Here is a 25,191-nt window from a genome sequence, read left to right as displayed (position 1 = left end):
CAGCACTGAGGAATCAGTGCAGCGGGATCAGCGCAGATGAATGGAGGTATTCACGCCACCTGCCGGAATATCGGCATCAAACCAGCGGGCAGTGATGGTTTTGGTTTCGGTGTAGAAGCGCACCGCCTGCTTGCCATAGGCATGCTGGTCACCGTAGAACGAGCCTTTCCAGCCGGTGAAGGAGAAGAAAGGCAGCGGTACCGGAATCGGAATATTGATGCCCACCTGACCGACTTCGATTTCGTGCTGATACTTGCGTGCCGCAGCGCCGCTGGCCGTGAAGATGGACGTGCCATTCCCGAAGGGGCTGGCATTGATCAGGGAGATCGCTTCATCGAGGTTATCGACTTCCACACAGCTGAGCACCGGACCAAAGATTTCTTCTTTATAGATGGTCATTTCCGGCGTGACGCCACTGAACAGGGTCGGCCCGACCCAATGGCCGTTGGGATAGCCTTCCACTTCACACTGAGAACCATCCAGCAGGCAGTGCGCGCCTTCGCGTTTGCCCATTTCGATCAGGCTGAGAATACGTGACTTGGCACGGGCACTGATCTGCGGGCCGTAGGCTGCGGCCGGGTCAGAGGTCGGGCCGGGGCGCACCGATGCCATGGCTTCTTTTAGCTCGGGAATCCAGTCTTTGGCTTCACCGACGAATACCGCCACGGAGATGGCCATACAGCGCTGCCCGGCTGCTCCCACGGAGGCACCGACCAGATTGTTGATGACCTGCTGTTTGTTAGCATCCGGCATGATCACCATGTGGTTCTTGGCACCGGCAAAGGCCTGCACCCGCTTCATGTGGTCGGTGCCAGTACGATAAACGTGCTGGCCAACGGCCACCGAGCCCACGAAAGACACGGCTTTGATATCAGGATGGGTCAGCAGCGTATCCACCTGCTGCTTGCCGCCGTGTATCACCTGCAGTACGCCTTTGGGGGCGCCGGCCTCGACGAACAGCTCCGCCAGACGGGTGGGCGTCATCGGGTCCTGCTCGGAGGGCTTGAGAATAAAGGTGTTACCGCAGGCAATGGCCATGGGGAACATCCACAGCGGAATCATCGCCGGAAAGTTGAACGGGGTAATACCGGCGCACACGCCCAGCGGCTGAATAAAGGAATAGGTATCAATGGCACGGGCGACGTTTTCTGCGGTTTCGCCCATCATCAGCGAAGGGACGTTGGCCGCCTGCTCGACCACTTCGATACCACGCCATACATCGCCTTTGGCATCTTCAAAGGTCTTGCCGGTTTCTTTGGCGAGAATCTCCGCCAGCTCGTCATGATGTTCTTTCAGCAGCGCCTGATAGCGCATCATCAGGCGCGCACGCTCAGGCAGTGCCACTTCTTTCCAGGTTTTGAAAGCGGCCCTGGCACTGGCAATGGCCTCCTCCATTTCATCAGCGGTCGCACAGGGGGCGTGGCACAGCACTTCGTCGGTCGCCGGATTGGTCACGGCAATGCGCTCTGCGCTGGCACTCTGGCGGAACTCGCCATCGATAAACAGGGGCACCATGCCGTCTTTATACAGACCATTACCCTGCTGATTGACGTTGCTCATATCGGTCACCTTGGTTTGTTGTCATTATTTTCGGGTTGAAGCCGTGATCGCCGGGCGATCGGTTTGTCTCTGTTCGTGCGGTGATTTAAGCAGTTACTCAACCTTGGTGGGATTGATCAAATTGCTGCTCAGATGGACTATATTGCGACTCCTGATATGCCACCCGCTTGATAAAAATAACGAGAAACATGGATGAGCAGACCCTCTGACTGGCCCCTGCAGCCACACTCCCTGCGTTTTGTTGTGCCCGCCGCGCTGGTGGAAGACCTGCGGCACAATCCGCTGACCCGTGGGTTGTACCCGCTCGGGCTTGGGCACTATGTGCATGCAGCAGGGCACCATATGCGGCGCGAGAGCCACGATGACTATCTGCTGATTTACTGCACTCAGGGTGCCGGGGAGCTGCAGGTGGCACAGGATCGCTATAGCATCCGCGCCGGTGATCTGGTGCTGCTGCCCAAGGGCGTGCGCCATCGCTATCAGTCGGCTGATGATGACCCGTGGAGCATTTACTGGGCGCACTTTGACGGCCATATGAGCCCGCTGTTTCTCGATCAGATCGGGATCGACAGTGGCCGCTATGTGCTCAGTCTCGGTCACCACCCCAAGCTGGTGCAGGATTTTGCCACCCTGCTGCAATTGCGCCAGACCGGCTTTCACTCGCTGGCGCTGCTGCATGTGTCGAACCAGCTGAAGCAGATACTGAGCTATCTGGCCCTGCTGCGTTACCAGCTGCGTCAGCAGGCACAGCCCGGGCTTAACGTGGAAGAAGTGCATGCGTTAATGGAAGAGCGGGTGCAAAGCCAGCTTGATCTGGACACGCTGGCAGACACCGTGGGGTTGTCTAAATTCCACTTTGTTAAGAAGTACCGGGAAATGACCGGCACCACACCGATCAAGCATTTTATTCATCTGAAAATTGAACGGGCGTGCTATTTGATGGACATTACCGACCAGCCTATTCAGCAAATCAGCCACAGTCTGGGTTATGACGATGCCTACTATTTTTCCCGACTGTTCAAGAAAGTCATGGGTATTGCTCCCAGTGCCTATCGAAAACTCAACAAAGGCTGACAACTTGATAACGGGTAGCTTGCCGAGTCGAAGGGAAAGGTCTACGTTTCATATGGCTACGCAACGTAAAAACAGGTTGATGGAAGACTGGCCAATGGCTATACGACCTGAACAGTATGGGAACGCCAGCCCCCCTACTCCCCTCACGTTCGGCAGGGTTTGAGCTGATGCCTTTCACAGTGTTTAGACGCAGGCAGGTGTGTAGTCACAGGTTGAATACCGGTGCGATTGCCGATCACCAGCCGTTTACCAACTTGCCGTTTACCACCTTTTTTTATACTGACTGCGCTGCTGGCAGTACTCCACTGATGCTGGCTTTGCTGGCTTTTGTCTCCCTTTCATTTTTACCTGCATTAACTCACGCAGAATCGCGTGATGTGCGAATAGGGGTGTACCAGAATTCGCCCAAGATCATGATGGGCACAGACGAAATGCCGTCGGGTATCCTCGGTGATCTGATTGTCGAGATTGCCAGACAGGAGCACTGGCAGCTCACACCAGTCAGATGCGAATGGCAGCAGTGTCTGGAACTGCTGCAAAGTGGCGCTATCGACCTGATGCCGGATGTGGCCTTCAGCGACCAGCGCGCTGCCATTTTCGACTTCCACCATACGCCGTCGCTTTATTCCTGGTCACAGGTCTATCAGAACAGCGAAGAGCACATTCAGTCGATCATCGATCTGCACAACAAACGGATCGCTGTGATGGATGGCTCGATCCAGCAAAGCTATCTCGATGGCCTGCTGAAAAGCTTTTCCGTCAACGCCCAGCTGGTGCCAGTGCGTAATCTGGAAGAGGCGTTCGAGCTGGTGGCAGGCCACAAAGCCGATGTAGCGGTCTCCAACGCTCGATTTGGTGATTTTCAGGCGCCCAACTATCACCTCGAAGCCACCCCTATCATGTTCCAGCCCGCCAAACTGTTCTATGCCACCCCCAAGGGCAAGAATGCGGATTTGCTGCAGGCAATCGATCATTACCTCGACCTGTGGCAAGCCGATTCCAAGTCGGTCTACTACGATATCCTGCAGCGTTGGGGCGGCAAAGTACCCAGGCCACTGATCCCTGCGCAGATCTGGTGGTGGCTCTATGGTCTGATGGCCCTGTTGGTGCTGGCAGTAGGAGGCAATGCGTTGCTGCGTCGGCAGGTGCGGCAGAAAACCCGCTTTCTGCAGGCCAGTGAAGACAAGCTGGCGACGATTCTCAATACCATTGATTCCTACATCTATATCAAGGACACCCAGCTGAAGTATCAGTATGCCAACAAGAAGGTTTGTGACCTGTTTGACACCAGGCTGGAAGAGTTGCTGGGCAAAAGTGACGAAGCGTTCTTCGATGAGCAGACCTGCCTGAACCTGCACCAGAATGACCGCAAGGTACTGAGTGAAGGCAAACGTCTGGTGGCTGAAGAGGTCAACCGCAGCAATGACGGACGGCTGCGCACCTATCATTCGATCAAGATGCCACTGCGCCACGAGGACGGCAGCATCTATGCCATCTGTGGCATCTCCACCGATATTACCGACCAGAAGCAGCATCTGCAGGAAATTCACCGGCTGGCGTTCTACGACACCCTGACGCAGCTGCCCAATCGCCGTCTGCTGATCGAACGGCTGCAGACGGCCCTGAGCAGCCGGGAAGTATCCCCCCGTAGCGGCGCCCTGCTGTTTATTGATCTGGATAACTTCAAAGACCTGAACGACACCATGGGCCACGATGTGGGTGATCAGCTGCTACAACAGGTGACGCAGCGCCTGCAGGCAGAAATCAGCGCGCAGGACACCATTGCCCGCCTCGGTGGCGATGAATTCGTGATGATGCTGGATCAGCTCGACACCAACAGTGGTCGTGCCCGCTCCTATGCCGAGAGTCTGGGGCGACGTCTGCTGGCCGTGCTGTCGCGGCCCTATCAGCTCAGTGGCCATATCTGCAACACCACCGCCAGCATCGGCATCACCCTGTTTGATGACCCGAAAAGTACGGTGGAAGAGCTGCTCAAGCATGCTGATCTGGCCATGTATCAGGCCAAGGCCGCTGGCCGGAACACCCTGCGCTTCTTTACGCCTGATCTGCAGTCCGCAGCGCTGGCCCGAGCGGCGGTGGAAGCGGATATGCGTGTGGCGCTGGTATCACGCCAGTTCCTGCTGCACTACCAGCCACAGGTGGACATGGAGGGCAAACTACAGGGCGCTGAAGCCCTGATCCGCTGGCAGCATCCTTCCAAAGGGCTGATTCCCCCTGCACAGTTTATCCCCGTCGCCGAAGCGACCGGCCTGATTCTGCCGCTCGGGCAGTGGATTTTGCGCCAGGCTTGCCGCCAGCTGGTGGAGTGGTCGCAGCACCCCTATCTGTGCACCATACCGGTGGCAGTCAACGTCAGTGTGCGACAGTTCCACCACCCGGACTTTGCCTCGGACGTGCTGGAAATTCTCAGCGAAACCGGTGCTGCTCCCCATCTGCTGAAGCTGGAGATCACCGAGAGCCAGCTGATCTCCAATATGGAAAGCACCATCTACACCATGAACCGTCTGCGCCGCAAAGGGGTGCACTTCTCGCTGGATGACTTCGGTACCGGCTACTCTTCCCTGAGCTATCTGAAACGTCTGCCCCTTGCTCAGCTGAAGATCGACCGCTCCTTTGTCCGCGACCTGCTCAACGATGCCAACGATGCGGCCATCATCAAGACCATCATTGCGCTAGGGCAGACACTGGACATGCACATCATTGCCGAAGGGGTGGAGACGCTGGAGCAGCGCGACAAGCTGATCGAGCTGGGTTGCCATCTGTTCCAGGGGTATCTGTTTGGTCAGCCCGGCCCGGCAGAGGCGCTGCACCGGGAGTATCTGACCAGGGTAGAGGTGCCTTTCACACCTGACCAGTAAGCGCTTGCAGCACTTCTCGCAACACCTGCAGATGATCATCAATGCTCAGACAGTCGCCGTCTCGGGCGATAAACTGCCCGCCACTGTCTTCAATCGCGCCAATCATCATCAGGTTATCTGCCATGGTAAAGCGCTCTACCGACAGGCCGTTTTCGTCCACGCCTGCGGTGGGCTGAACCACACGCTGCTGGTAACTGCGGGCATCCAGTGAATACCCCCACAGCTGTTTGAACTGCGCCTGCATATAGCCCAGTTCAAACGCCGTCCCGCCATCCATACCAGGGCCACGAAAGGGCGTCAGGTTGGCGATGACGATATCGCACTGATCCATCAGTTTGAGATTGCCACGGTAGATGGCAAGGCCAGCCTGAAACGGTGTCAGCCCGGTTAAGTCCAGCTCCTTGTCCAACGGGAAGCGCCCCTTCAGACCAAACGCCTCACACAGTGACGTTTTCGCATCGCCCAGGGCACGAGCATTGGGGTAAAACACATCGGGGCCAGCCAGATAGACAGATCGATACATCAGTTACTTCTCAGTCAGAACAATCGGGAACAGCATTTCGATACAAATGCTGTGCCATGAATACTATCTACCCTGTGAGTCTTAATCCTTCAGACACTATCAGCAATAGCTAGCCTAAATCGTGTGCGCCCACCGACACTTTGGCATCTCAGCGGTTTACCCACCTCTTGCTCCGCAACCAGCCTATTCCTGCTGCAGTACACCTGACTGCACGACCTGAGCTTTCTCTTTATCCGTGTAAGGACGGCAGGAAATGTTATAGACATGCTGATACCACTGCGCATAGTGATAGAGCGCGCGCAATCGCCGGAAATAGATGCCGTAACCTTTAATGGTGCAGGCCGCATCCTGTTGCGGGATGTTGGCGTAAACATCCTCTTCCGGATAATACAACGCGGGTAAGAACAGACTACTTTCGATGGTGTAGTACTTGCCGTTGTTGGCTGAGGTGCTACAGGGTAACGAGGTACAGCCAGTGAACTGATAACGTTCGCCCGCCACAATTTCCTGCTTGCCTGTTGTGTACACCAGCTCTTCAAACTGGGTAGAGAAAAAGTACAGGGCACATCCACCGAGGTAGAGTAGCCAGCCACTTGCCATGCCAGCAGCCGAAATCACCACTAGTCGCCTGGGGGAAAAGATCATATCGCCATTGTGATCACATACCGGCGTACCCGCCTTCTGCTGAAAGGCACTCCAGCGCCAGCAGGATAACAGCCAGGTCAACAGCCGCCCATCACGCCAGCAACGCCACAACCACAGCGGCAAAAACAGCGTATTCAGCAGCACCTTACAGCAGGTAATAGCTGCAAAAATCAACCGCGCCAACGCACCGGGCATTGGCTGGTCTGGAAGTGGAGGCACTGTCTTCCGCTGCCTTCTATCAGAAGAGGATTGCCGTTGTTGCTGCAGAATACGCTGCGCCCGACGCAGAACTTCTGCAGCAGAAGGTGGAACATCCTTGCTCATAACTGGGTAACTCCTTGTCTGGCGAACTCTTGGCGAGCGGCCAGAGCCGCCTGCCACGCTGTTACTGGCGCCGATCATCCGGGCTAGGAGGCAATATCTGCACTTTGCGACTGTGCGCATCAAACTCGATCACCATACTGCCCTCAGCCTCCGGCGTCTGCAGCAAGGTAGTGGCAACAGCGGGTTTGATATGGGTAGTGATGTAGCCGGGCACACCACGCGCGCCAGTCGCCGGTGAATAAATGGCACGGCAGAGCTCCGCCAGAGTGGTATCGGATACGTCGATGTGGATGCGCTTGCCACCTGCATTGATCTGCTGATTGAGCTTGATGATTTCCCGCCTCGCAATCTTCTCAATAACCGGCAGGCCAAGACGGTTAAAGCAAACAATATTCTGTCGGCCATTGAAGCGATTGAGAAACTCAGGGCGATATACCGTATCCAACTCTTTCAAGGTTTCGGCCACAGCATCATCAAAGGTCAGAGCCTCATCCAGAAAGTTGGGTTGGCCGATATTAGTCGTCATCAGAATAATAGCCTCACTGAACGACACAGTAAGGCCTCGATTATCAGTCAGACGGCCGTCATCCAACACCTGCAGCAGCACGTTGAATACGTCAGGGTGGGCCTTTTCAATCTCATCAAACAATACGATGACACGAGGATTCGCACGCATGGAATTGGTCAAAATCCCTCCCGCCTCATAGCCTTCATAACCTGGAGGAGCTCCGATCAGCTTGGCAACACCATGCTTTTCCATGTATTCAGACATATCAAAACGCAGCAGAGCTTTTTCGCTGTCATACAAAGCAGAAGCCAACGCTTTAGCCAGTTCCGTTTTACCCGTACCAGAAGGCCCAAGAAACATAAAAGAAGCCTGTGGCTTTTCCGGATCCTTCAATCCTACACGCGCTACTCGCACGGCATCGGCCAACTGAGTTACCGCATGATCCTGACCATATACTCGGTTCTGCAAGGTAGCCTGCAACTTGAGTAACTTGCAGCGCTCATCCTGGTTGAGCTTATCAACAGCGATGCCGGAGATACTGCTAAACTCACGAAGCACATCGTCTGCAGATAACGCCAGACTGCGATTGAACTCCGCCGTCAACGACTCGAACTCGGCCTTATTGGCCTTAACACTGCACTGCAAGCGCTCAATATCGTTCTTTACCCGTGTAATGGCTTCCGACTCAAACCCTACCGACACCGCTGAGCCAAAGGCTCTGAATCCGGGCTTACTTTCCAGCTCAGGCTCTGTTGTTTGCCGTTCAGCCTGCTGTTTGCGTAACGTATCCAGCTCCTCCTCCAAAGCGATCAAGGTCTCCTCCCCTTCTCGCTGAGAACGATAACACTGCCGCAAGCGCTCCTGCATGTCCTGCCACGTCTGGCGAGCCTCGGCTATCTCATCCTCCAGATTGGACAGCTGCCGAAGCAATGCTTCGCGCTCATCAACACTCAGGACTTCCTGTTGCAAGGCCTGGGTTAACTGCTGCTGTGTCAGACGCATTTCATCATGACGAACTGGTTGAGCATGGACGCGCTGGCGATAACTGGCCAACGCCCGGTCCAGCAGATTGAGTGCTCGTTCCGGTTGAGCTCTGCTCAAGCTCATTTCCTGAACTCGGTATTTGCTGGTTAGCATGATCGCAGCATCCACCGCATCGGAATGGATACAGATGTGATGGTGATGCTCCAACCGCTGCGCCGCCTCGGTCACGATGTGCTGCAGGCAATGCTGCTCAGGTTCACGAATATCCAGCATGGTGTAGTATTCACGCATGTCCGAGTGGCACTTGAGCACAACCTCAAGATCCTCGTCACGCGTCTCGAAAATGGCCTGAAACTTCCCATGGCGAATTTCTCTGACCAAGGCATTGATAAAGTGCGTACAGCCGTTGTTCCGTGCCGCTTCAATGAAGTCCCGCGCATCTTCGACAATAAGTACGGTATCACGAGAACGTCCCAGAGTACGCAGCAGCTTTTGAAAGGCTTCATTGATCTGTGCACCGTCACCAGACGCAAACAGACCGTCCGTATCCAACCAGAAGAAGCGCTTGCTAAGCAGGTCGAAAGGCGCCGCAGGATCTGTTTTGGCTGCCTGCAAGCCCATGCAGATTGCAGAACATCCCACGCCCCCAGCGCCAACCAGCAATATGCTGTTGGCACGATTACGCATCAGAATGCCAGCCAGCTTGTTCAGCTCGACACTGCGGCCGACCAGTTTGAAATCAGGATGTCTGGCCAGATAATCCCGGCCACGTGTCAGAAAATGTGACATAGCTTTCTCATCCATAAGCGTCACTGCACACAAAGTGCAACGGAAGACAGCCAGGATGAAAGCATTCCATCCTGGCCAGGAGCCAGTTGGGGGTGATCAATCAGAATGGTAAAGGCGGCCTCTTGGCTCACGTGATAGTGAATTCGCAAACCTGCTATCTGATTTGCATTTCTGCGTCGGCTCAACGTTTGATCCAATAGACTTCCCGACTGGAGGTCTATCAGAAATTAAACGGATTACCGGTTGATTTGATGTCGCTGACGGGTTCTCCAGCAGTCTCCCCATCATATTTTCCTGCGGTTACATCGGCGGCCACCGCAAAGGAGTCACGTACGGTGTTCTGCACACCCCTTGCAGTATCTTCCAGGCGGCCAAGTAACTCCTTCGTTTCCTCCAGCCCCTGACGAGTAATGCTGGTGGCCGCTTCCACCACCTGGCCATATTGCTCCAGATCCTCCAGGGCTTTCGCCAGCTCGGAGTTGATCTCCTTGGAACCAAGAGCAACACGGATAACCTCCTTCTGGCCCAGGTCATTAGTGGTTTGCTGCATACGCTCCAGTGACATACGAGCCATCTCCGAAGACTCGCCCAGCGCAGCTGACGATACCGCTTGCAATACCGTGCTAAGTTGATCCGCTACACCCGCAACGCCCGAACTGTGTAGCTGACGCGTCTTGCTAATCTGTTGCTCATTGGCATCCTGCATGGACTTAATGCGATGACTGGAGGTGGTCAGTTCTGCCAGTACCGTGGTGGTGTCGACAGACGAGGTGCCCAGTGCCTTGATGTGACCTTCCAGGTCGCGCTTGGAGCGTTCACGCGCCATCTTTTCAATATCACCTTCATCGACGCTGCCAGGCTGCAGCGTTTCACGAATGTTCTCATTGGAACGTTCGGCATCCTTGGTCGCATCGTTGATGATGGCGTAAATTTCACGCATGGAGTAATTGGCTTCGCTTAGATTGGCAATCTGTCCGTTCATCTGATCAAAGTGCTGAGATACGATGCCAACGCGCGTCTCCGTAGTGTTAATAAACTCCTGAGCCGCACTGACCAAATCCCGCTGCCGCTGGATGTGCTGATCAGAGCTGATATCCAGCAGCTCGCGAAGCTTGGCCTTCTGATCACGGTATTCAGCCAGCTCGGTGTGTGCAACAAAAGCTTTGGGAGTAGCTTCAATCTGCTGCGTCAATTCCTGCAGCTCCTGTGTCAGCTCCTGTATGTCAAGTTGCAGCAGGGCGATTTTTTCCCGCGAGCTGCGACGCACATTACCGAATCCAAACCAGCCCTTGTCTTCACCAAGAATGGCAACCTGGCGACGCATTTCCTCGATACTCTGTGTTAGTCGCTCCAGCTCAGCGGACTGCTGCAGCTGTAATGCCAGCAACTCGGCCTCTTTTTCCTTGTCATTGGCGATTTCGCGGAACACATCGAAGGTAACCCCATCCATACGCAGGGTATAGACCGCATCCACAATGTCGGTAAGAGGCGTTATTTTTGACTCAAATGACAACAGGGCACGATTGATTTCATCGTAGACGGCCTTCAATTCAGAGAAGGCATCGGTATCGGTCAAGGAAATAATCTCCTTGGCCATGCGTTTGCGCTCGTGCTGAAGGTATTCCTTGAATTGATTGAACTCGTCCAATCGAGTACTGGATTCAATCTTGTCATGGGTAAACGTCAACGCCCTGGCTACCGCTTCCTTGCGCTCCGTCGGGCTGAGGTCAGGATTCAGGATGATTTTATAGAAGGTATTGGACTGTATATCTGTAAAGGGGTTTGCCAGCTCTTCAGTATGCTGAGAAGTTCGCCCGGCAGGCTTGGCAGCAACCCCTGCAGTTTGTTTGGCGCGGACTAAAACGTCTTTAATTTCACTATTTTTACTGCGCTTAGCGGCTGATGTGGACGACATCACTACCTCCCTATATCAACTCCAATGTCCAAATACATTCCTTTTCCAACACTCAGATCGCCTCGTTGACCAACATGACGACAATGCTCAACACCGGGTTGGAACATCAGGTCATTTCAGCAGCCACTCCGCTGCGAACCTGCCTGACGAATCCGCCACTCTATACACAAATACACAATTATACAAATAAATATACATTTTATGACATTGAAGCAGATTCGCTACAAACTCCAGCGCGCCACACCCTGCGCCACCAGCAGTAGCGAAAAGACCGTCAGGATGGCGCCGGTGAAGTACAGTGTGCCGCGCTCATGGCTCATCAGCCAGTTGCGTAAACGCGGGATGTTCAGCGCCCAGCCGAGAAAGCCAAACCAGCCCAGTGCCAGCACAAAAAACAGCGCCACCAGTGACAGCTTGAACTGTAATGGGCTGACCGCAGGCAGCATCCCGGCAATCACACTGAAGAAATAGACATAGGCTTTGGGGTTAAGCACGTTGGTGGCAAAGCCAGTCCACCAGCCATTGCCCAGTTGTCGGGCATTGTCACCGGTGGCCGTGGCCTCGCCCTGCGCGGGCTGAAACTGCCAGGCAGCCCGCAGGCAACTCCAGCCCAGCCAGCCGAGCCAGGCCGCTGCCAGCCAGGGCAACACGCGCATGATACCGGGCAGCACCTGCTGCAATGCACTGGCGGCAAAGGTCACGATGGCAGTATGCATCATGATGGCGGTGGAAAGACCCAGCGCCAGCAGGAACGCATGACGACGCCCTCCCAGAGTACTGGCGCGCAGCATCAGGGCGAAATCGGGGCCGGGGGCCACCAGTGCAGCAAAGTGCACGCAGCCAAGAGTGAACAGTAACGACGCGAAAGACATGGCAAATACCTGACAAGCAATTCATGAGAATCGGGATTGCCATCAGATTAGCGATTCCGAAAACAGCCAGCTTGTAAAAAAATGCAGTTCGGATAGCCATACGCCAGTGTTTGTATGGCCGGTGTACAGCTGATCGTGAACAAGTCGTCAGCGCCAGACCTGCTGCTGATAGGCGGAAGGCGTCAGGTCGTAACGGCGCTTGAAGGCATGCACCAGATGGCTCTGATCATAAAAACCAGCCTCCACCGCCGCCTCACTGACTGTCTTGCCCTGCATCAGGCTGCGGCGGGCGCAATCTACCCTTAATGCCAGCAAGTAGGCATGGGGCGTCATGCCAATGCTCTGGCGGAAGCGTCGCAAAAACTGATACTCACTCAGATTGAACAGGGCGGCGAGATCAGCCAGACGATGCTTGTTGCAGATGTCGGCCAGCAGGTAGTCCTTCAGTTGCTGGCGTTGCAGCGTACTGAACTGCTTGCTGCCCTTGCCACTTCGCTCAGACTCGCCCTGAGGTGAATCGGCATAGCGCTGAATCAGGTGAGACAGCACCAGCATCAGCTGGGTATCGGTCGCCAGCGGCTCCACACCGGGCCTCTCCATCGCCCGGTGCAGTTGCAGTAAACCGTTGTAGAGGAAGGGGTCCGCAATATCCGGCCCCCTGAAGAAAATCTTGCGGTTGGGCTGCCCCTGCAGCTCAGCGACACGCGCAATACAGTCAGCACTGACCCGCAGACAGCGAACCTGATAGTTCCCCGTGACAGCACCTTTGCCGTCATGCACATCATCCGGATTGATCAGCGACAGGCGCTGTGGTGCCAGCACATAGCGGCTGCCCTTGTGCATGAAGTCCTGCGCACCGAAATCACAGATACCGATATGGAAGTCTTCATGCACATGGGGCTCAAACTCAAACCCCTGGTAATAGGCACGCACCAGCTCAACACCCGGCAGGGTATCCATCAGCTGATGCTGGATCGCAGGCTTGGTCGAGTCAGGGAGAAGGATGCTGGTCATGAGGGCAAGAACGTCACTGCTGAAACCGGAATGGCAGACACCATGATGTATTGGCGCTTCAACAGTCTACTCCGCTCAGGCACCGTCGGCTTGTAAAAAACTGCGGTGAACGAGCCTCTTTTTCCACCTTCTGCATGGCAAAGCGTGCTTTGCTCTGCTGCCGGATACTCCCTGTCCACATCGCCCCCTGTATGCCCGAAACGCATAGCTGCTTTTGATATACGCGATTCACCATGGCCATGGTGGAAAGACTGACAGCAGATGGTCAGGCTTATTGATCAGCGAACAAAGCAGGCCTGATATTGGCGGGGAGTGACCGCGATGCGGCGTTTGAAATGACGCTGGAAGTGGCTTTGGTCGGCAAACCCCAGCGCCTGGGCAACATCCGCAATGGCCTGCCCCTGCTGCAGCAACGGCTTGGCGCGGTTGATCCGCTGATCAAGCAGAAAGGCGTGAGGTGTCTGGCCATAGGCGGCGCGAAAACTGCGAATCAGATGATAGGGGCTCAGCCCGACTTCAGCCGCCAGTTCGTCAATGGACAGGTTGTCCTGCAGCCGGTCCAGTATCACAGCCTTGGCCTGCTTCATCTGCCCGCTGTCAAACCGTGGCTCGCTGGCCAGTAGCGGCTGGAACTGCTGCTGGATAAATCCGATCAGCGTTTCTTCCGCAGCCATGGCGTCGTCTTCATTCAGCAGTGCACAAAACAGCTGATCAAAATGCTGATAGGTCGCCGGATCATCGACCATAGGCCGGACAAAGGGCACAAACTCGCCGCGGAATGCACCGAACATGCTGCGCTGCAGGTCAGCCATCCATGCGGTATCGACAAACAGCATGCGATAGGACCAGGTGGGCGCCTGCGCCGGATTACAGGAGTGAGGTTCATCAGGGTTGATCAGCACTGTACTGCCACGCTGAGTCAGCATTTCCCGATCTTTATTGACGTAATGACCGTAACCGCCGTCAACGACGCCAAACGAAAATTCAGGATGGCTGTGGGTGTCGTAACACGCCGAGAAGTAGCGGGCACTGCGCATTTCCACATAGGGCAGCACCCCATTGCGACGGAAAAACACCTCTGGCTGTTGCTGCATGCTCGCTAACCTCTGACTACCGCCTGCCTTCACAAGCTGGCCTTGATGCCCGCCAGGGCGACGGTCAGTACCAGCACTGAGCCCATCAGCACATTGAAACAGCGCTGACGCAGGGCGTTATGCAAGTGGCGGCTGATGACCTGCCCCATGGCAGCCCAGCAACCGACGGAAAAGCAGCATACCAGAAAGGACACGGTGCTGAAGACATAAAGACCGGAGGGCAAGGCCCCGGCACTGCTGACAAACAACCCAATACCGGACAGCCCGAACAACCAGGCTTTCGGGTTGAGCCACTGACACAGCGCCCCCTGCCAGATACCCGGCTGACCGTTGCAGTCGCCTTCTGCTACCGGCCCGCCTACGGGTGCCAGAATGATGCGCAAGGCCAGATAGAGCAGAAACAGCGCACCTGCCCATTGGATACCCGACTGCAACCAGCCGATACGGGCAATCACCTGATCAGCCCCTGCTCCCAGCACCAGCAGCAACAGGGCGTAGCCGAGGCTGGCACCCAGTACATGAGGAAGCGCCCGCCAGAAGCCGAAACGCGCACCGTAGCTGGTCGCCAGCATATTGACCGGGCCGGGGGTAATGGCCCCGACCAGCGCAAACATGGACATGGAAAAAATCACTGCCAGCATGAGGAAACCTTCTTATTGTCAGAACGTGTTCACGTTCCAGGAGTTCAGCTGGCAGTGTGCGTGAGGCTCAGCAGGATTTATTGAACAAAATTGCGCCTCGCTGCTGTTTCATCAGTGCTTTCTTCATCAGTGCTTTCTTCATCAGTGCTTTTCATCAGAGCAGTGTCATCAGAGCAGTGTCATCAGAGCAGTGTCATCAGCACTTTCCGTCTGAAATGCCCCTCAGCACAGGGTCATAGCACTTCAACCGCCACCGCCGTGGCCTCGCCGCCGCCGATACAGAGTGAGGCAATGCCTCTTTTAAGCCCTTTTTGCCGCAGCGCATGGATCAGGGTCACCAGAATGCGCGAGCCTGATGAACCAATAGGGTGCCCCTGTGCACAGGCACCGCCAAAGATGTTGACTCTGCTTTCATCCAGCTCCAGCTGGCGTATCGCCAGCATGGTAACCACGGCAAAAGCCTCGTTGATTTCAAACAGATCGACCGACGATTTATCCCAGCCGGCCTTCTTCAAGACTTTATCGATGGCACCGATGGGAGCCAGCGTGAACTCAGCGGGCAGCTGGGCATGAGTGCTGTGCGCCAGCAGCCGCGCCAGTGGTTGCAAGCCGCGCTGTTCGGCCTCTGCCGCTGACATCAGCAGCAACGCAGAAGCACCGTCGGAAATGGAGCTGGAATTCGCCGCAGTGACACTGCCATCTCTGGCAAACGCGGGTTTGAGGGTGGGGATCTTGTCGATGTTGGCTTTGAAGGGCTGCTCATCCTGAGTTACCTGCTCTTCGCCTTTTCGGCTCTGAATGCTGACCGGAGCCATCTCACTGTTCAGCCACCCCTGCTCTGTCGCCGTCTGGGCTTTGCGCAGGGAGTTGATGGCAAACGCATCCATCTCTTCACGGGTTACCTGAAAGCGGTCAGCCGCCTGTTGCGCAAACACGCCCATCAACCCACCTTCATAGGCATCCTCAAGGCCATCAAAGAACATATGATCAATCACCTGTTGATGGCCCATCCGCAGGCCGGCACGCGCTTTCGGCAGCAGGTAGGGGGCATTGCTCATGGACTCCATCCCGCCTGCCACCATAATGCGCGCCTCACCGGCACGAATCTGGTCCATCGCCATCATGACGGCTTTCATGCCTGAGCCACACATCTTGTTGACCGTGGTACAGCCAACATGATCGGGTAAACCGGCACCACGTGATGCCTGACGCGCCGGTGCCTGACCCAAACCTGCAGGCAGGACACAGCCCATCACAACCTCATCGACGACTTCCGCAGGCAAGCCAGAAGCCTGCAGTGCATGTCGAATGGCAACACTGCCCAGCTCCGTGGCTTTAAGCGAACTCAAACTGCCCTGGAAACCACCCATGGGAGTACGACTGGCTGCCACGACGACAATATCGGTGGTCGGGTTGATATGCTCAGTGGATGACATCGTTGTTCTCCTTATCTTGTCATTGCACCCGGATGTGTGATCGGGCCGGTGTGGGGCACTACGCTAGCAACACATCACCTTTACGTAAAGGTCAACTTAATATTTACATGTCATGCTGGCAGCCTTTTCATACTTGCTTTATAACAAAACAACATTCACTAAAAGGACAGCACCATGCGCAGCTTGACCCAATGGATGTCTCTGTATGGCGAAAGCCACCAACATCCGACAAATAAACTGATCCACTGGATGGCAGTTCCGGGTATTTTCTTCTGCGTGGTTGCCCTGTTGTGGAGCCTGCCTACCCCCTGGCAGCAAACCGAGATGAACTGGGCCACCCTGGCGACTCTGCCTGCCGCCCTGTTTTACCTGCGCCTTTCACGCCCGCTGGGCATTGCCATGTGTCTGTTTATGGGGATGTGTCTGATGTTATGCCACTGGCTGTCAGCAACCGCGCCATTGCTCTATGTGGCCACAGGCCTGTTCGTTGTGCTGTGGATTGCCCAGTTTGTTGGCCATGCGGTGGAAGGCAAACGCCCGTCCTTTTTCACGGATCTGCAGTTTCTGCTGATTGGACCCGCCTGGCTGATGCAGCGGATACTGCGGCAATTACGTATTCCCACCTGAGATCGTGAACCTGGTCCGCTGGATGCAGGTTATGCTGGGTGCGCAGCAGGCTCATCGCCGCATACGCACATCAAGCGCTCAGACAGGAATCATCAGAACTCATCATGAAAGTCGCCATACTGACCTTTGAAGGCTACAACGAACTGGACTCTTTCGTAGCGCTTGGCCTGCTCAATCGGCTGAAACCCTCAGGCTGGGAGGTTCGCCTGTGCTGCCCGCAGGCTGAAGTAACCTCCATGAATGGCGTCACCCTACACGCACAGGCGCCACTTGAATATGCAAACAGCGCGGATGTTGTGCTGTTCGGTAGCGGCATATTTACCCGCGATATTGCCAGATCACCAGATATTCTCGGCCGTTTGCAGCTCGACCCGGCCAGACAACTGATTGGCGCTCAGTGCTCAGGCACCCTGTTGCTGGCCAAACTGCAGCTGATCCCGTCGCTGACGGGCTGCACCGACACCACCACACGGCCCTGGGTAGAGGAAGCGGGTATTGCCGTGCTGGAAAAACCCCTGCATATCGATGGCAACGTCGCGACAGCCGGAGGCTGCCTGGCCTCTCAGTACCTCGCCGCCTGGGCCATGCTGCGCATGGCTGGGCTGGAGGCCGCTACTCAGGCCCTGCATTACGTCGCACCGGTTGGCGAAAAGCAGCAATACACTCAGCGTGTGCTGGATGTGGTCATGAAGGAAGCTGGCCTGTAACCGGTCAGCAGACCATCAGCTACCCCGCGCCTGCAGAAACAGGCAGAACATAATCAGAGCGATCCCTGCCCAGCCCAGCAGGGATATCTGCTCACCCACAATCACTACCGCCAGCACTGCTGCCACGACGGGTTCGAACAGCGTGAGCAGGGTCGCTTTGCTGGCGTTGACATAGCGCAGGCCAAAGCCAAACGCCAGATAGCCGATGAACATGGGTACCAGTGCCATATAAGACACCACCAGAATGTTGTGTACGCTGGCAAACAGGTGCTGCCCCGTGAGCAGCAACGAGGGAATCAGCACCGCAGCGCCAATAGCAAACATGCCACTCATGGCCGACTCCGAAGGAATGCCCTGATCAATCATAGACTTGGCCAACCACGCATAGATGGCATACGCCACCCCTGCGACCAGCCCCAGCAGGACGCCGATCATCTTTCCGAGTGCCTGGGACTGCCCCTCTGCTGCATCGGCAGCATTGCCGGATGTCAGCATCACCACGCCCACCACACCCAGAGCAAAACTGATCAGCCAGCGCCTGTTGATGGTGTTATTTCTGGTCAGCACACATTCGAGCACCACGGTTGCAAAAGGGGCCGTTGCGATGGAGATCACCGTGCCCGCCGCCACGCCTGCCAGCTTCATCGAACTGTAGAAAGCCAGCGGATAGATAGCGATGGCCATGCCACCGAGCAGCAACCGTGGCTTCACTTGCAACAACTGGGCGATGTCCTGTCGCAGCTGACTACGCGCCTGCAACGCCTGTAACAAGCCCCCTACCCCCATCGCGAAAGCACCAATGGCCAGTGGGTTGAGCTGGGATGCAAAGCTGGCTACGGTGCCCGTCGTACCCCAGAGAAATGAGGCCAATAAGACAGCCAGCACACCATGCCGTGACTGCTTTTCCAAATGAATACTGTGTGCCATTACCTGAATCCATCATCTTCATGGGTGAGTTCGTGGTGCACAGCATACTGAAAGGGAATTTATAAAAATGTGCAGATCGGACGCATCTATCGGCTTATCAGCCGCACTTTGAAAGGGTCGTGAACACGTGCTCAGGCACTATCTGGCAAATGCCCGGGGAGACATGCCAAAACAGGCGGTGAAGCGGCGGATGAATGCCGACACATCGTTATATCCCACCTGTTCTGCAATCAGCTGCACTGGCAGGTCGGTGTGAGTCAGCAGCGCCCTGGCTTTTTCCATGCGCAGCTGGGTGATGTATTGATGCACGCTGCTTCCCAACGCTTCCCTGAACAGCTTTTTGAACTGAGTAGGGCTCAAGTGCGCGGCTTCCGCCAGCTCAGCAATCTGCAGGTTGCTGGCCAGGTGACCAGTGATATGGGCCTGCACCGTTCTGATGCGCTGATCGACAGGCGCTCTGTCCCCCTGTCGCGCCAGCAGTTGCATGAACAGCTGCAGGATGGACGCTTCAAGTGCTTCATCCACCTGAAACTCCAGCTGTTTTTCGGCAAAGAACAGAAAACTCAGCATCGGTGCTGAAACAGAAAACACCGCGCTGGCGATGGAATAAAGATTGTCCGGCAGCTGCAGCAGATCGGCCACGATGAAACGGGCGGCTTCGTCAGCCCTGAAGTGGTGCTGTCTGCCACTCTGGATCACCACACACTCGCCTACCCCCACCTTACCTGCATAGCCTTCCAGCTCAATCGCGATAACACCCCGAATGGGCAGCACCAACTGATGATAATCATGGGCATGACTTTGCTGCTGCTTGGTATAGGTGCGGATACTCAGGCTGTTATCCATAGGCATGGGGCAGTCACAGGGTGATGGGCGTCAACTGCACGCCAGCCTGTCACGTCAGCGCTTTGTTTGCAAAGCGATGAAGACGACGACCAGCACTCATGCAGTGCTATTCAATAGACAGTGAGAATGATGGCAGAAGGAGGAAATTCGCTGACGCAGAATGCAAAAAACCCAGTCAACTTAAGCCAGGCTTCGACCATAAGTTGACTGGGCTCTTAGCGCTAGAGGTCAATCACCTGTTGCGCCTATTCATGCTCACTGACTACCAGAGGTTTTATTTTTATTGTTTCTAGTTTCGCTTATTGCTGTTGTTCGACGCAGACCTGATCAACTTCATCGTGTACTTATTTTTATTTTTCACGTTTACGTTGTGGTCAACGCTCAGCGGCATGGGTGCTACTATGCCGACATACTCTGTAACTGTTAACTAGACCTTGGTCTAAGCTCGCATATTCTTCCCGGATTCAATCGTACAATTCGCGCCAACAGGCAGAGTATTTGCACGTCTATGCCGGACTGCATTCACACACTGTGTGCTGCGGTAGGGGTATCTGGGTTTCAGGTACGGGGAAAAAACAGTGTCGGCGTTTTTACAGACGCCAGATAGCAAAAACCCAGAGGACTTAGGGCTTAAGTTCTCTGGGTTCTTAGCACAGCAATGTGCTCATTGATGCCGACTGCTTCCGGAGATTTTATTTTTATTTTTTCCAGCATCGCTTATTGCTTTTATCTAACGTTTACGTTCAGGTAAACGCTCAGCGGCATGAGAGATACTATGAGCCTTTTTCCGGGCAGATTTAATTAGACGTTAGTCTAAAATTTGAGCATTTAGACACACTCAGACCATAGTCTGAGACAAATTAGACACAGCAATGTTTACGTTTACGTAAACTTGAACTATCTTGCATCAACACTATTTAAGGCAATGCTATGAGTAAAACCACCTGGAGCATCAGTGAGCTCGCCAAAGAGTTCGATATCACGACGCGAAGCATCCGTTTCTATGAAGACCAGGGGCTGCTCACTCCAATGCGCAAGGGCCAGACACGCATTTACTCTAAGCAGGACCGTGTGCGCCTGAAGCTGACCCTGCGGGGTAAGCGTCTGGGCTTCTCCCTTGCGGATACCCGTGAACTGTTTGCCATTTATGACGACACGGCCACCAACAACGATAAACAACTGACCCTGATGATCAACATCGTTCATGAAAAACTGGCGACGCTGGAGCAGCAGCTGCAGGATCTGCAGATTGTTCGTTCCGAATTGCTGACAGCTGAAAAACGTTGCTGGGATTCCATGAGCCAGGAAGGTCGTCACGCTCTGGAGCAGGAACTGGACTACACCTTCCCTGCCGGGCAAGAACATGAGTCAGAGATGAGTCAGGAGCCGTGAGTCTGCGCTGACCGCAGCAGGCACGACGGCACCGCGCAATATCACTGACTGTAACATTACTGGCTGTCACTGGGTCCACCAGACAGCGCGACCTTTAATGACAATAACAATTAATGACAATAACAGTGAGGTAATGCCAGATGATCTCCACCTACAAAAGCCTGAATTTCGGTCTGGGTGAAACCATCGATATGCTGCGCGAGCAGGTCAATGCCTTTGCCCAGGCTGAGATTGCCCCACGCGCAGCGCAGATCGATCACGACAACCTGTTCCCTAACGATCTGTGGCGCAAGTTTGGAGATATGGGTCTGCTCGGCATCACGGTCAGCGAAGAATACGGTGGTGCAGAAATGGGCTATCTGGCACATATGGTGGCGATGGAAGAAATCAGCCGCGCCTCGGCCTCCGTCGGCCTGTCTTATGGCGCTCACTCCAACCTGTGCGTCAACCAGATCTACCGTAACGGCAACGCTGAACAGAAAGCCAGGTATCTGCCCAGGCTGATCAGCGGTGAACATATCGGCGCGCTGGCCATGAGCGAACCTAATGCAGGCTCCGATGTGGTCAGCATGAAACTGCGGGCGGAAAAACGCGGTGATCGCTACATCCTCAATGGCAACAAGATGTGGATCACCAACGGCCCCGATGCCCATACCTATGTGATCTACGCCAAAACCGATGTACAGGCAGGTTCAAAAGGCATCACGGCCTTCATCGTCGAGCGCGACTTCCCCGGTTTCAGCCGTGCACAAAAACTCGACAAGCTCGGCATGCGTGGTTCGAACACCTGCGAACTGGTATTCACCGACTGTGAAGTGCCGGAAGAAAACGTGCTCGGCCAGCTCAATGGTGGCGTCAGGGTATTGATGAGCGGCCTGGATTACGAACGGGCCGTACTGGCGGCGGGCCCGCTCGGCATCATGCAGGCATGTATGGATGTGGTCGTGCCCTATATCCACGACCGCAAACAGTTTGGCCAGTCCATCGGCGAGTTCCAGTTGATTCAGGGCAAAGTGGCCGATATGTACACAACCCTCAACGCCAGCAGAGCCTATGTCTATGCCGTAGGACACGCCTGTGATCGTGGCGAAACCACCCGTAAGGATGCCGCTGGCGCCATTCTTTACGCCGCTGAGAAAGCCACTCAGGTTGCTCTGGATGCCATCCAGTTGCTGGGCGGTAACGGCTACATCAACGAGTTCCCCACTGGCCGCCTGCTGCGCGATGCCAAGCTCTATGAAATTGGGGCTGGCACCTCGGAAATCCGTCGCATGCTGATCGGCCGCGAGTTGTTCAACGAGTCCAACTGATTCTGCTACGGCTGCCCTGCTTCAGAACGTATTCATCTAATGAACACGTTCCTGCAGGAGCGCAGCCGCTCGCTATCAACGACGGATTTGCTTGTGCAATCAACTTAAGGAACATCACATGGCCATCTTCACTTCCAAGATCAATCCAAGGGCAGCTGACTTTCTCCATAACGAGCAGGCCATGCGCACTCTGGTAAATGACCTGCACACCAAACTGCAGCGACTCTATCAGGGCGGCGGCGCCCGCTATCAGGAGCGTCACGTCTCGCGTGGCAAGTTGCTACCCCGTGATCGGGTGGAGCGCTTGCTGGATCAGGGCAGCCCCTTTCTGGAACTGAGCCAGTTTGCTGCCTATGAGGTGTATGACGAAGAGATTCCCTGTGCTGGCGTCATTGCCGGTATTGGCCGGATCAGCGGCGTTGAGTGCATGATCATTGCCAACGATGCCACCGTAAAGGGCGGTACCTACTATCCTATTACCGTGAAGAAGCATTTGCGGGCTCAGGCCATCGCCGAGAAAAACCATCTGCCCTGCATCTATCTGGTGGACTCAGGCGGTGCCAACCTGCCCAATCAGGATGAGGTCTTCCCTGACCGCGACCACTTCGGCCGTATTTTCTACAATCAGGCACGCATGTCAGCCAAAGGTATCCCACAGATTGCCGTGGTGATGGGCCTGTGTACCGCGGGAGGGGCTTATGTACCCGCCATGGCGGATGAATCCATTATTGTGCGTAATCAGGGCACCATCTTTCTGGCCGGCCCGCCGCTGGTCAAAGCCGCTACCGGCGAAGAAGTCAGTGCCGAAGACCTGGGCGGTGCTGACGTGCACTGCAAAATTTCCGGCGTGGCGGATCACTATGCCGAGAACGATGAGCATGCCCTGCAACTGGCACGACAGTGCATCAGTCGCCTCAATCATCAGAAGCCAGCACAACTGGATATCCGCCCTGCCCTGCCGCCACGCTATGCGGCTGAAGAGCTGTATGGCGTGGTTGGCACTGATCTGCGCAAACCCTTCGACGTCCATGAAGTAATCGCCCGGGTGGTCGATGACTCCGATTTCGACGAATTCAAACCGCTGTACGGCCCCACACTGGTGACAGGCTTTGCCCGTCTCTATGGCTATCCGGTAGGTATCGTTGCCAACAACGGCGTGCTGTTCAGTGAATCAGCACAGAAAGGGGCGCACTTCATCGAGCTGTGCGCTCAGCGCAAGATCCCCCTTATTTTTCTGCAGAACATCACCGGCTTTATGGTCGGCCGCAAGTACGAAGCCGAAGGCATTGCCAAACATGGCGCCAAAATGGTGACCGCAGTGTCCTGTGCTCAGGTGCCCAAGTTCACAGTGCTGATTGGTGGCAGTTACGGCGCAGGCAACTATGGCATGTGCGGTCGCGCCTACGACCCCAATTTCCTGTGGATGTGGCCCAACGCCCGCATCTCCGTGATGGGTGGCGAGCAGGCTGCCAACGTACTGGCACAGGTCAAGCGCGACAACATGCAGCGTAATGGCCAGTCCTGGAGCAAAGAAGAAGAGCAGACCTTCAAACAGCCCATCATCGATCAGTACGAGCATCAGGGTCACCCCTACTATGCCAGCGCCCGCCTGTGGGATGACGGCATCATTGATCCGGCACAGACACGCGAAGTACTGGGCCTGGCGCTGTCCGCCTCACTGAACAAACCCATTGAAGAAACGCGCTTCGGCGTGTTCCGCATGTAAGGAGCGGGCCATGACTGACACTTTCACGCCAGCTGCCGACCCGGCTTCGCAGGCGCTTTTGCAGCATCAGGATGAGCGCGGCGTACTGACTCTGACCCTGAACCGGCCAGACAAGCGCAATGCCTTCGATGACAGCCTGATCAGCCAGCTGACCGATGCCCTGCAGCAAGCCGACAACAACGCCGCCGTGCGTGCAGTGGTGCTGACCTCTACGGGTGAACATTTCAGTGCTGGGGCAGACCTCAACTGGATGAAGCGCATGGCAGCCTACACCCATGAGCAGAATCTCACTGATGCGCTGGCGCTGGCTGGCCTGATGAACACCCTTTACAGCCTGAGCAAACCGACCCTTGCCCTGGTACGAGGCGCGGCTTACGGCGGCGCAGTCGGGCTGGCCGCCTGCTGTGACATGGTGATCGCTGCCGACAACGCCAGCTTCTGCCTCAGTGAAGTGCGTATCGGCCTCATCCCGGCCACTATCTCGCCCTTTGTACTGCGCGCCATCGGTGAGCGTCAGGCACGGCGTTACTTTCTTACCGCAGAAATCATCACAGCCAGCAAAGCCGTGGAACTGGGATTGGCACACAGCTGTGTACCGGCTGATCAGGTGGCCGCAGAAGCAGACGCCCTGCTCAAAGCCCTGCTCGGCAATAGCCCGGCAGCCATCAGCGCTGCCAAGCACCTTATCAGCAGTGTCAGCGGCGAACCGATTGATCAGGCCTTGCTGCAGGATACCAGCCAGCGTATCGCTGATATCCGGGTGTCGGTGGAGGGTCAGGAAGGACTGAGCGCCTTCCTTGAAAAGCGAGCCCCCGCGTGGCGCCAGCATTGAGCTGACCTGTCGTCAAACACGGCAGGGTAATGTCCAAAAATAAACATTGAGCAGGTCGCTAAAAGCGTCAGCGAAGCCACGAAGCAATGAAGAAACAGGCGAAAATGCGGAGTTTAGTAAACTAAACGAGCATTTTCAGCCAGCTTTGACGCCGCATCCGGCAACCTGGATAGCATTGCAGTGACCTGTCAGAGACCTGAGCCGTCGCCTTCCCGGAACGTGCTCACGATCTCACGAGCTAGCGTCAAACAAGGCGAACAGCGTTAAGGAAGCCGGGTTTAGCGGCCCTAAATAAGCATTCCTAAGGGCTTTCCAACGCCGTTTGGCCGACGCGCAGCAGATCGTAAACACGTTCTTAGACCTTTAGCAGGCTGTTGAAAAACGTTATCGAGGCCGCCGAGACAAGGAGAAAGCAGGCGAAAAAGCGGAGTTTAGTGAACTAAATGAGCATTTGACTCGCTCCGCTCGCCCCTTCGGGGCCGTGCTAAAGCACGTTCAGCCTTTGGCTGTGAGCCTGTTTTTGACGCGGTATTCGGCAACGCAGATAGATTTTCAACGACCTGTTA

Annotated in this window: 20 protein-coding genes; 8 read left to right on the top strand and 12 right to left on the bottom strand. The window is 55.4% G+C overall.

What is annotated here, in order from left to right:
• Positions 1-27 precede the first annotated feature (27 nt).
• Positions 28-1,560 carry a CoA-acylating methylmalonate-semialdehyde dehydrogenase gene (locus tag WH50_RS18390; RefSeq protein ID WP_243410167.1) on the bottom strand — a complete coding sequence of 511 codons (1,533 nt, stop codon included), beginning with the start codon at positions 1,558-1,560 and terminating at the stop codon, positions 28-30.
• Positions 1,561-1,752: 192 nt separating this feature from the next.
• Between WH50_RS18390 and WH50_RS18385 the strand changes: the two genes are divergently transcribed.
• Positions 1,753-2,634 (top strand): AraC family transcriptional regulator, encoded by an 882-nt coding sequence (locus WH50_RS18385; protein ID WP_110188776.1) that lies wholly within the window; start codon positions 1,753-1,755, stop codon positions 2,632-2,634.
• Between the two features lie 212 nt (positions 2,635-2,846).
• Positions 2,847-5,513: an EAL domain-containing protein gene (locus WH50_RS18380; protein WP_243410166.1), complete on the top strand. Its 2,667-nt coding sequence runs from the start codon at positions 2,847-2,849 to the stop codon at positions 5,511-5,513.
• Here the strand turns inward: WH50_RS18380 and WH50_RS18375 are convergent.
• The 9 genes from WH50_RS18375 to WH50_RS18330 form a co-directional block, all read right to left on the bottom strand.
• Entirely contained in the window at positions 5,497-6,036 is a 540-nt protein-coding gene (locus WH50_RS18375; RefSeq protein ID WP_243410165.1) for a nucleoside 2-deoxyribosyltransferase, read from the bottom strand. The genes WH50_RS18380 and WH50_RS18375 overlap by 17 nt on opposite strands.
• Positions 6,037-6,219: 183 nt before the next feature.
• Positions 6,220-7,005, bottom strand: coding sequence for a hypothetical protein (locus WH50_RS18370; protein ID WP_133251367.1), 786 nt, complete (start codon positions 7,003-7,005; stop codon positions 6,220-6,222).
• A 61-nt stretch (positions 7,006-7,066) separates the two neighbouring features.
• Complete coding sequence (locus tag WH50_RS18365) at positions 7,067-9,286, bottom strand: AAA family ATPase (protein ID WP_165838476.1); 2,220 nt, start codon at positions 9,284-9,286, stop codon at positions 7,067-7,069.
• Between the two features lie 220 nt (positions 9,287-9,506).
• Positions 9,507-11,201 (bottom strand): coiled-coil domain-containing protein, encoded by a 1,695-nt coding sequence (locus WH50_RS18360; protein ID WP_110188772.1) that lies wholly within the window; start codon positions 11,199-11,201, stop codon positions 9,507-9,509.
• Positions 11,202-11,422: 221 nt separating this feature from the next.
• Positions 11,423-12,073, bottom strand: coding sequence for a LysE family translocator (locus WH50_RS18355; protein ID WP_110188771.1), 651 nt, complete (start codon positions 12,071-12,073; stop codon positions 11,423-11,425).
• A gap of 147 nt (positions 12,074-12,220) precedes the next feature.
• Positions 12,221-13,087: an AraC family transcriptional regulator gene (locus WH50_RS18350; RefSeq protein WP_110188770.1), complete on the bottom strand. Its 867-nt coding sequence runs from the start codon at positions 13,085-13,087 to the stop codon at positions 12,221-12,223.
• Between the two features lie 278 nt (positions 13,088-13,365).
• Positions 13,366-14,181 (bottom strand): AraC family transcriptional regulator, encoded by an 816-nt coding sequence (locus WH50_RS18345; protein ID WP_110188769.1) that lies wholly within the window; start codon positions 14,179-14,181, stop codon positions 13,366-13,368.
• 29 nt (positions 14,182-14,210) lie between these two features.
• Entirely contained in the window at positions 14,211-14,822 is a 612-nt protein-coding gene (locus WH50_RS18340; RefSeq protein ID WP_110188768.1) for a LysE family translocator, read from the bottom strand.
• A gap of 233 nt (positions 14,823-15,055) precedes the next feature.
• Positions 15,056-16,258: an acetyl-CoA C-acyltransferase gene (locus WH50_RS18330; protein ID WP_110188766.1), complete on the bottom strand. Its 1,203-nt coding sequence runs from the start codon at positions 16,256-16,258 to the stop codon at positions 15,056-15,058.
• Positions 16,259-16,432: 174 nt separating this feature from the next.
• On the opposite strand from WH50_RS18330, the gene WH50_RS18325 reads away from it, so the two are divergent.
• Together WH50_RS18325 and WH50_RS18320 are read left to right on the top strand one after the other, a co-directional pair.
• Positions 16,433-16,885 carry an Mpo1 family 2-hydroxy fatty acid dioxygenase gene (locus WH50_RS18325; RefSeq protein WP_104155372.1) on the top strand — a complete coding sequence of 151 codons (453 nt, stop codon included), beginning with the start codon at positions 16,433-16,435 and terminating at the stop codon, positions 16,883-16,885.
• Positions 16,886-16,989: 104 nt separating this feature from the next.
• Positions 16,990-17,592, top strand: a complete 603-nt coding sequence (locus tag WH50_RS18320) for a DJ-1/PfpI family protein (RefSeq protein WP_110188765.1) — start codon at positions 16,990-16,992, stop codon at positions 17,590-17,592.
• A 15-nt stretch (positions 17,593-17,607) separates the two neighbouring features.
• Here WH50_RS18320 and WH50_RS18315 read toward each other — a convergent pair whose 3' ends face one another.
• On the bottom strand, positions 17,608-18,519 hold the full coding sequence (locus tag WH50_RS18315) for a DMT family transporter (RefSeq protein ID WP_110188764.1): 912 nt from the start codon (positions 18,517-18,519) through the stop codon (positions 17,608-17,610).
• Positions 18,520-18,657: 138 nt separating this feature from the next.
• Entirely contained in the window at positions 18,658-19,371 is a 714-nt protein-coding gene (locus WH50_RS18310; protein WP_243410164.1) for a helix-turn-helix domain-containing protein, read from the bottom strand.
• Between the two features lie 924 nt (positions 19,372-20,295).
• On the opposite strand from WH50_RS18310, the gene WH50_RS18300 reads away from it, so the two are divergent.
• From WH50_RS18300 to WH50_RS18285, 4 genes are all read left to right on the top strand, one after another.
• Complete coding sequence (locus WH50_RS18300) at positions 20,296-20,757, top strand: MerR family transcriptional regulator (RefSeq protein WP_110188761.1); 462 nt, start codon at positions 20,296-20,298, stop codon at positions 20,755-20,757.
• Between the two features lie 140 nt (positions 20,758-20,897).
• The gene (locus WH50_RS18295; protein ID WP_104155377.1) at positions 20,898-22,067 is read left to right on the top strand and encodes an isovaleryl-CoA dehydrogenase; all 1,170 of its coding nucleotides are present in this window, start codon (positions 20,898-20,900) and stop codon (positions 22,065-22,067) included.
• A 118-nt stretch (positions 22,068-22,185) separates the two neighbouring features.
• Entirely contained in the window at positions 22,186-23,793 is a 1,608-nt protein-coding gene (locus WH50_RS18290) for a carboxyl transferase domain-containing protein (protein WP_110188760.1), read from the top strand.
• Positions 23,794-23,803: 10 nt separating this feature from the next.
• Complete coding sequence (locus WH50_RS18285) at positions 23,804-24,625, top strand: enoyl-CoA hydratase/isomerase family protein (protein WP_110188759.1); 822 nt, start codon at positions 23,804-23,806, stop codon at positions 24,623-24,625.
• The last annotated feature ends 566 nt before the right edge of the window (positions 24,626-25,191 follow it).

The sequence above is a fragment of the Pokkaliibacter plantistimulans genome (assembly GCF_003194385.1).
GTDB lineage: Bacteria > Pseudomonadota > Gammaproteobacteria > Pseudomonadales > Balneatricaceae > Pokkaliibacter > Pokkaliibacter plantistimulans.
Note: the sequence above shows the minus strand (reverse complement) of the source record. Positions and strands in the feature narration are given on the sequence as shown.

Coding starts and splice junctions, on each gene's coding strand:
- WH50_RS18390 (WP_243410167.1), bottom strand. CDS start 1,560: ATGAGCAACGTCAATCAGCAGGGTAATGGTCTGTATAAAGACGGCATG.
- WH50_RS18385 (WP_110188776.1), top strand. CDS start 1,753: ATGAGCAGACCCTCTGACTGGCCCCTGCAGCCACACTCCCTGCGTTTT.
- WH50_RS18375 (WP_243410165.1), bottom strand. CDS start 6,036: ATGTATCGATCTGTCTATCTGGCTGGCCCCGATGTGTTTTACCCCAAT.
- WH50_RS18370 (WP_133251367.1), bottom strand. CDS start 7,005: ATGAGCAAGGATGTTCCACCTTCTGCTGCAGAAGTTCTGCGTCGGGCG.
- WH50_RS18365 (WP_165838476.1), bottom strand. CDS start 9,286: ATGTCACATTTTCTGACACGTGGCCGGGATTATCTGGCCAGACATCCT.
- WH50_RS18360 (WP_110188772.1), bottom strand. CDS start 11,201: ATGTCGTCCACATCAGCCGCTAAGCGCAGTAAAAATAGTGAAATTAAA.
- WH50_RS18355 (WP_110188771.1), bottom strand. CDS start 12,073: ATGTCTTTCGCGTCGTTACTGTTCACTCTTGGCTGCGTGCACTTTGCT.
- WH50_RS18350 (WP_110188770.1), bottom strand. CDS start 13,087: ATGACCAGCATCCTTCTCCCTGACTCGACCAAGCCTGCGATCCAGCAT.
- WH50_RS18345 (WP_110188769.1), bottom strand. CDS start 14,181: ATGCAGCAACAGCCAGAGGTGTTTTTCCGTCGCAATGGGGTGCTGCCC.
- WH50_RS18340 (WP_110188768.1), bottom strand. CDS start 14,822: ATGCTGGCAGTGATTTTTTCCATGTCCATGTTTGCGCTGGTCGGGGCC.
- WH50_RS18330 (WP_110188766.1), bottom strand. CDS start 16,258: ATGTCATCCACTGAGCATATCAACCCGACCACCGATATTGTCGTCGTG.
- WH50_RS18325 (WP_104155372.1), top strand. CDS start 16,433: ATGCGCAGCTTGACCCAATGGATGTCTCTGTATGGCGAAAGCCACCAA.
- WH50_RS18320 (WP_110188765.1), top strand. CDS start 16,990: ATGAAAGTCGCCATACTGACCTTTGAAGGCTACAACGAACTGGACTCT.
- WH50_RS18315 (WP_110188764.1), bottom strand. CDS start 18,519: ATGGCACACAGTATTCATTTGGAAAAGCAGTCACGGCATGGTGTGCTG.
- WH50_RS18310 (WP_243410164.1), bottom strand. CDS start 19,371: ATGCCTATGGATAACAGCCTGAGTATCCGCACCTATACCAAGCAGCAG.
- WH50_RS18300 (WP_110188761.1), top strand. CDS start 20,296: ATGAGTAAAACCACCTGGAGCATCAGTGAGCTCGCCAAAGAGTTCGAT.
- WH50_RS18295 (WP_104155377.1), top strand. CDS start 20,898: ATGATCTCCACCTACAAAAGCCTGAATTTCGGTCTGGGTGAAACCATC.
- WH50_RS18290 (WP_110188760.1), top strand. CDS start 22,186: ATGGCCATCTTCACTTCCAAGATCAATCCAAGGGCAGCTGACTTTCTC.
- WH50_RS18285 (WP_110188759.1), top strand. CDS start 23,804: ATGACTGACACTTTCACGCCAGCTGCCGACCCGGCTTCGCAGGCGCTT.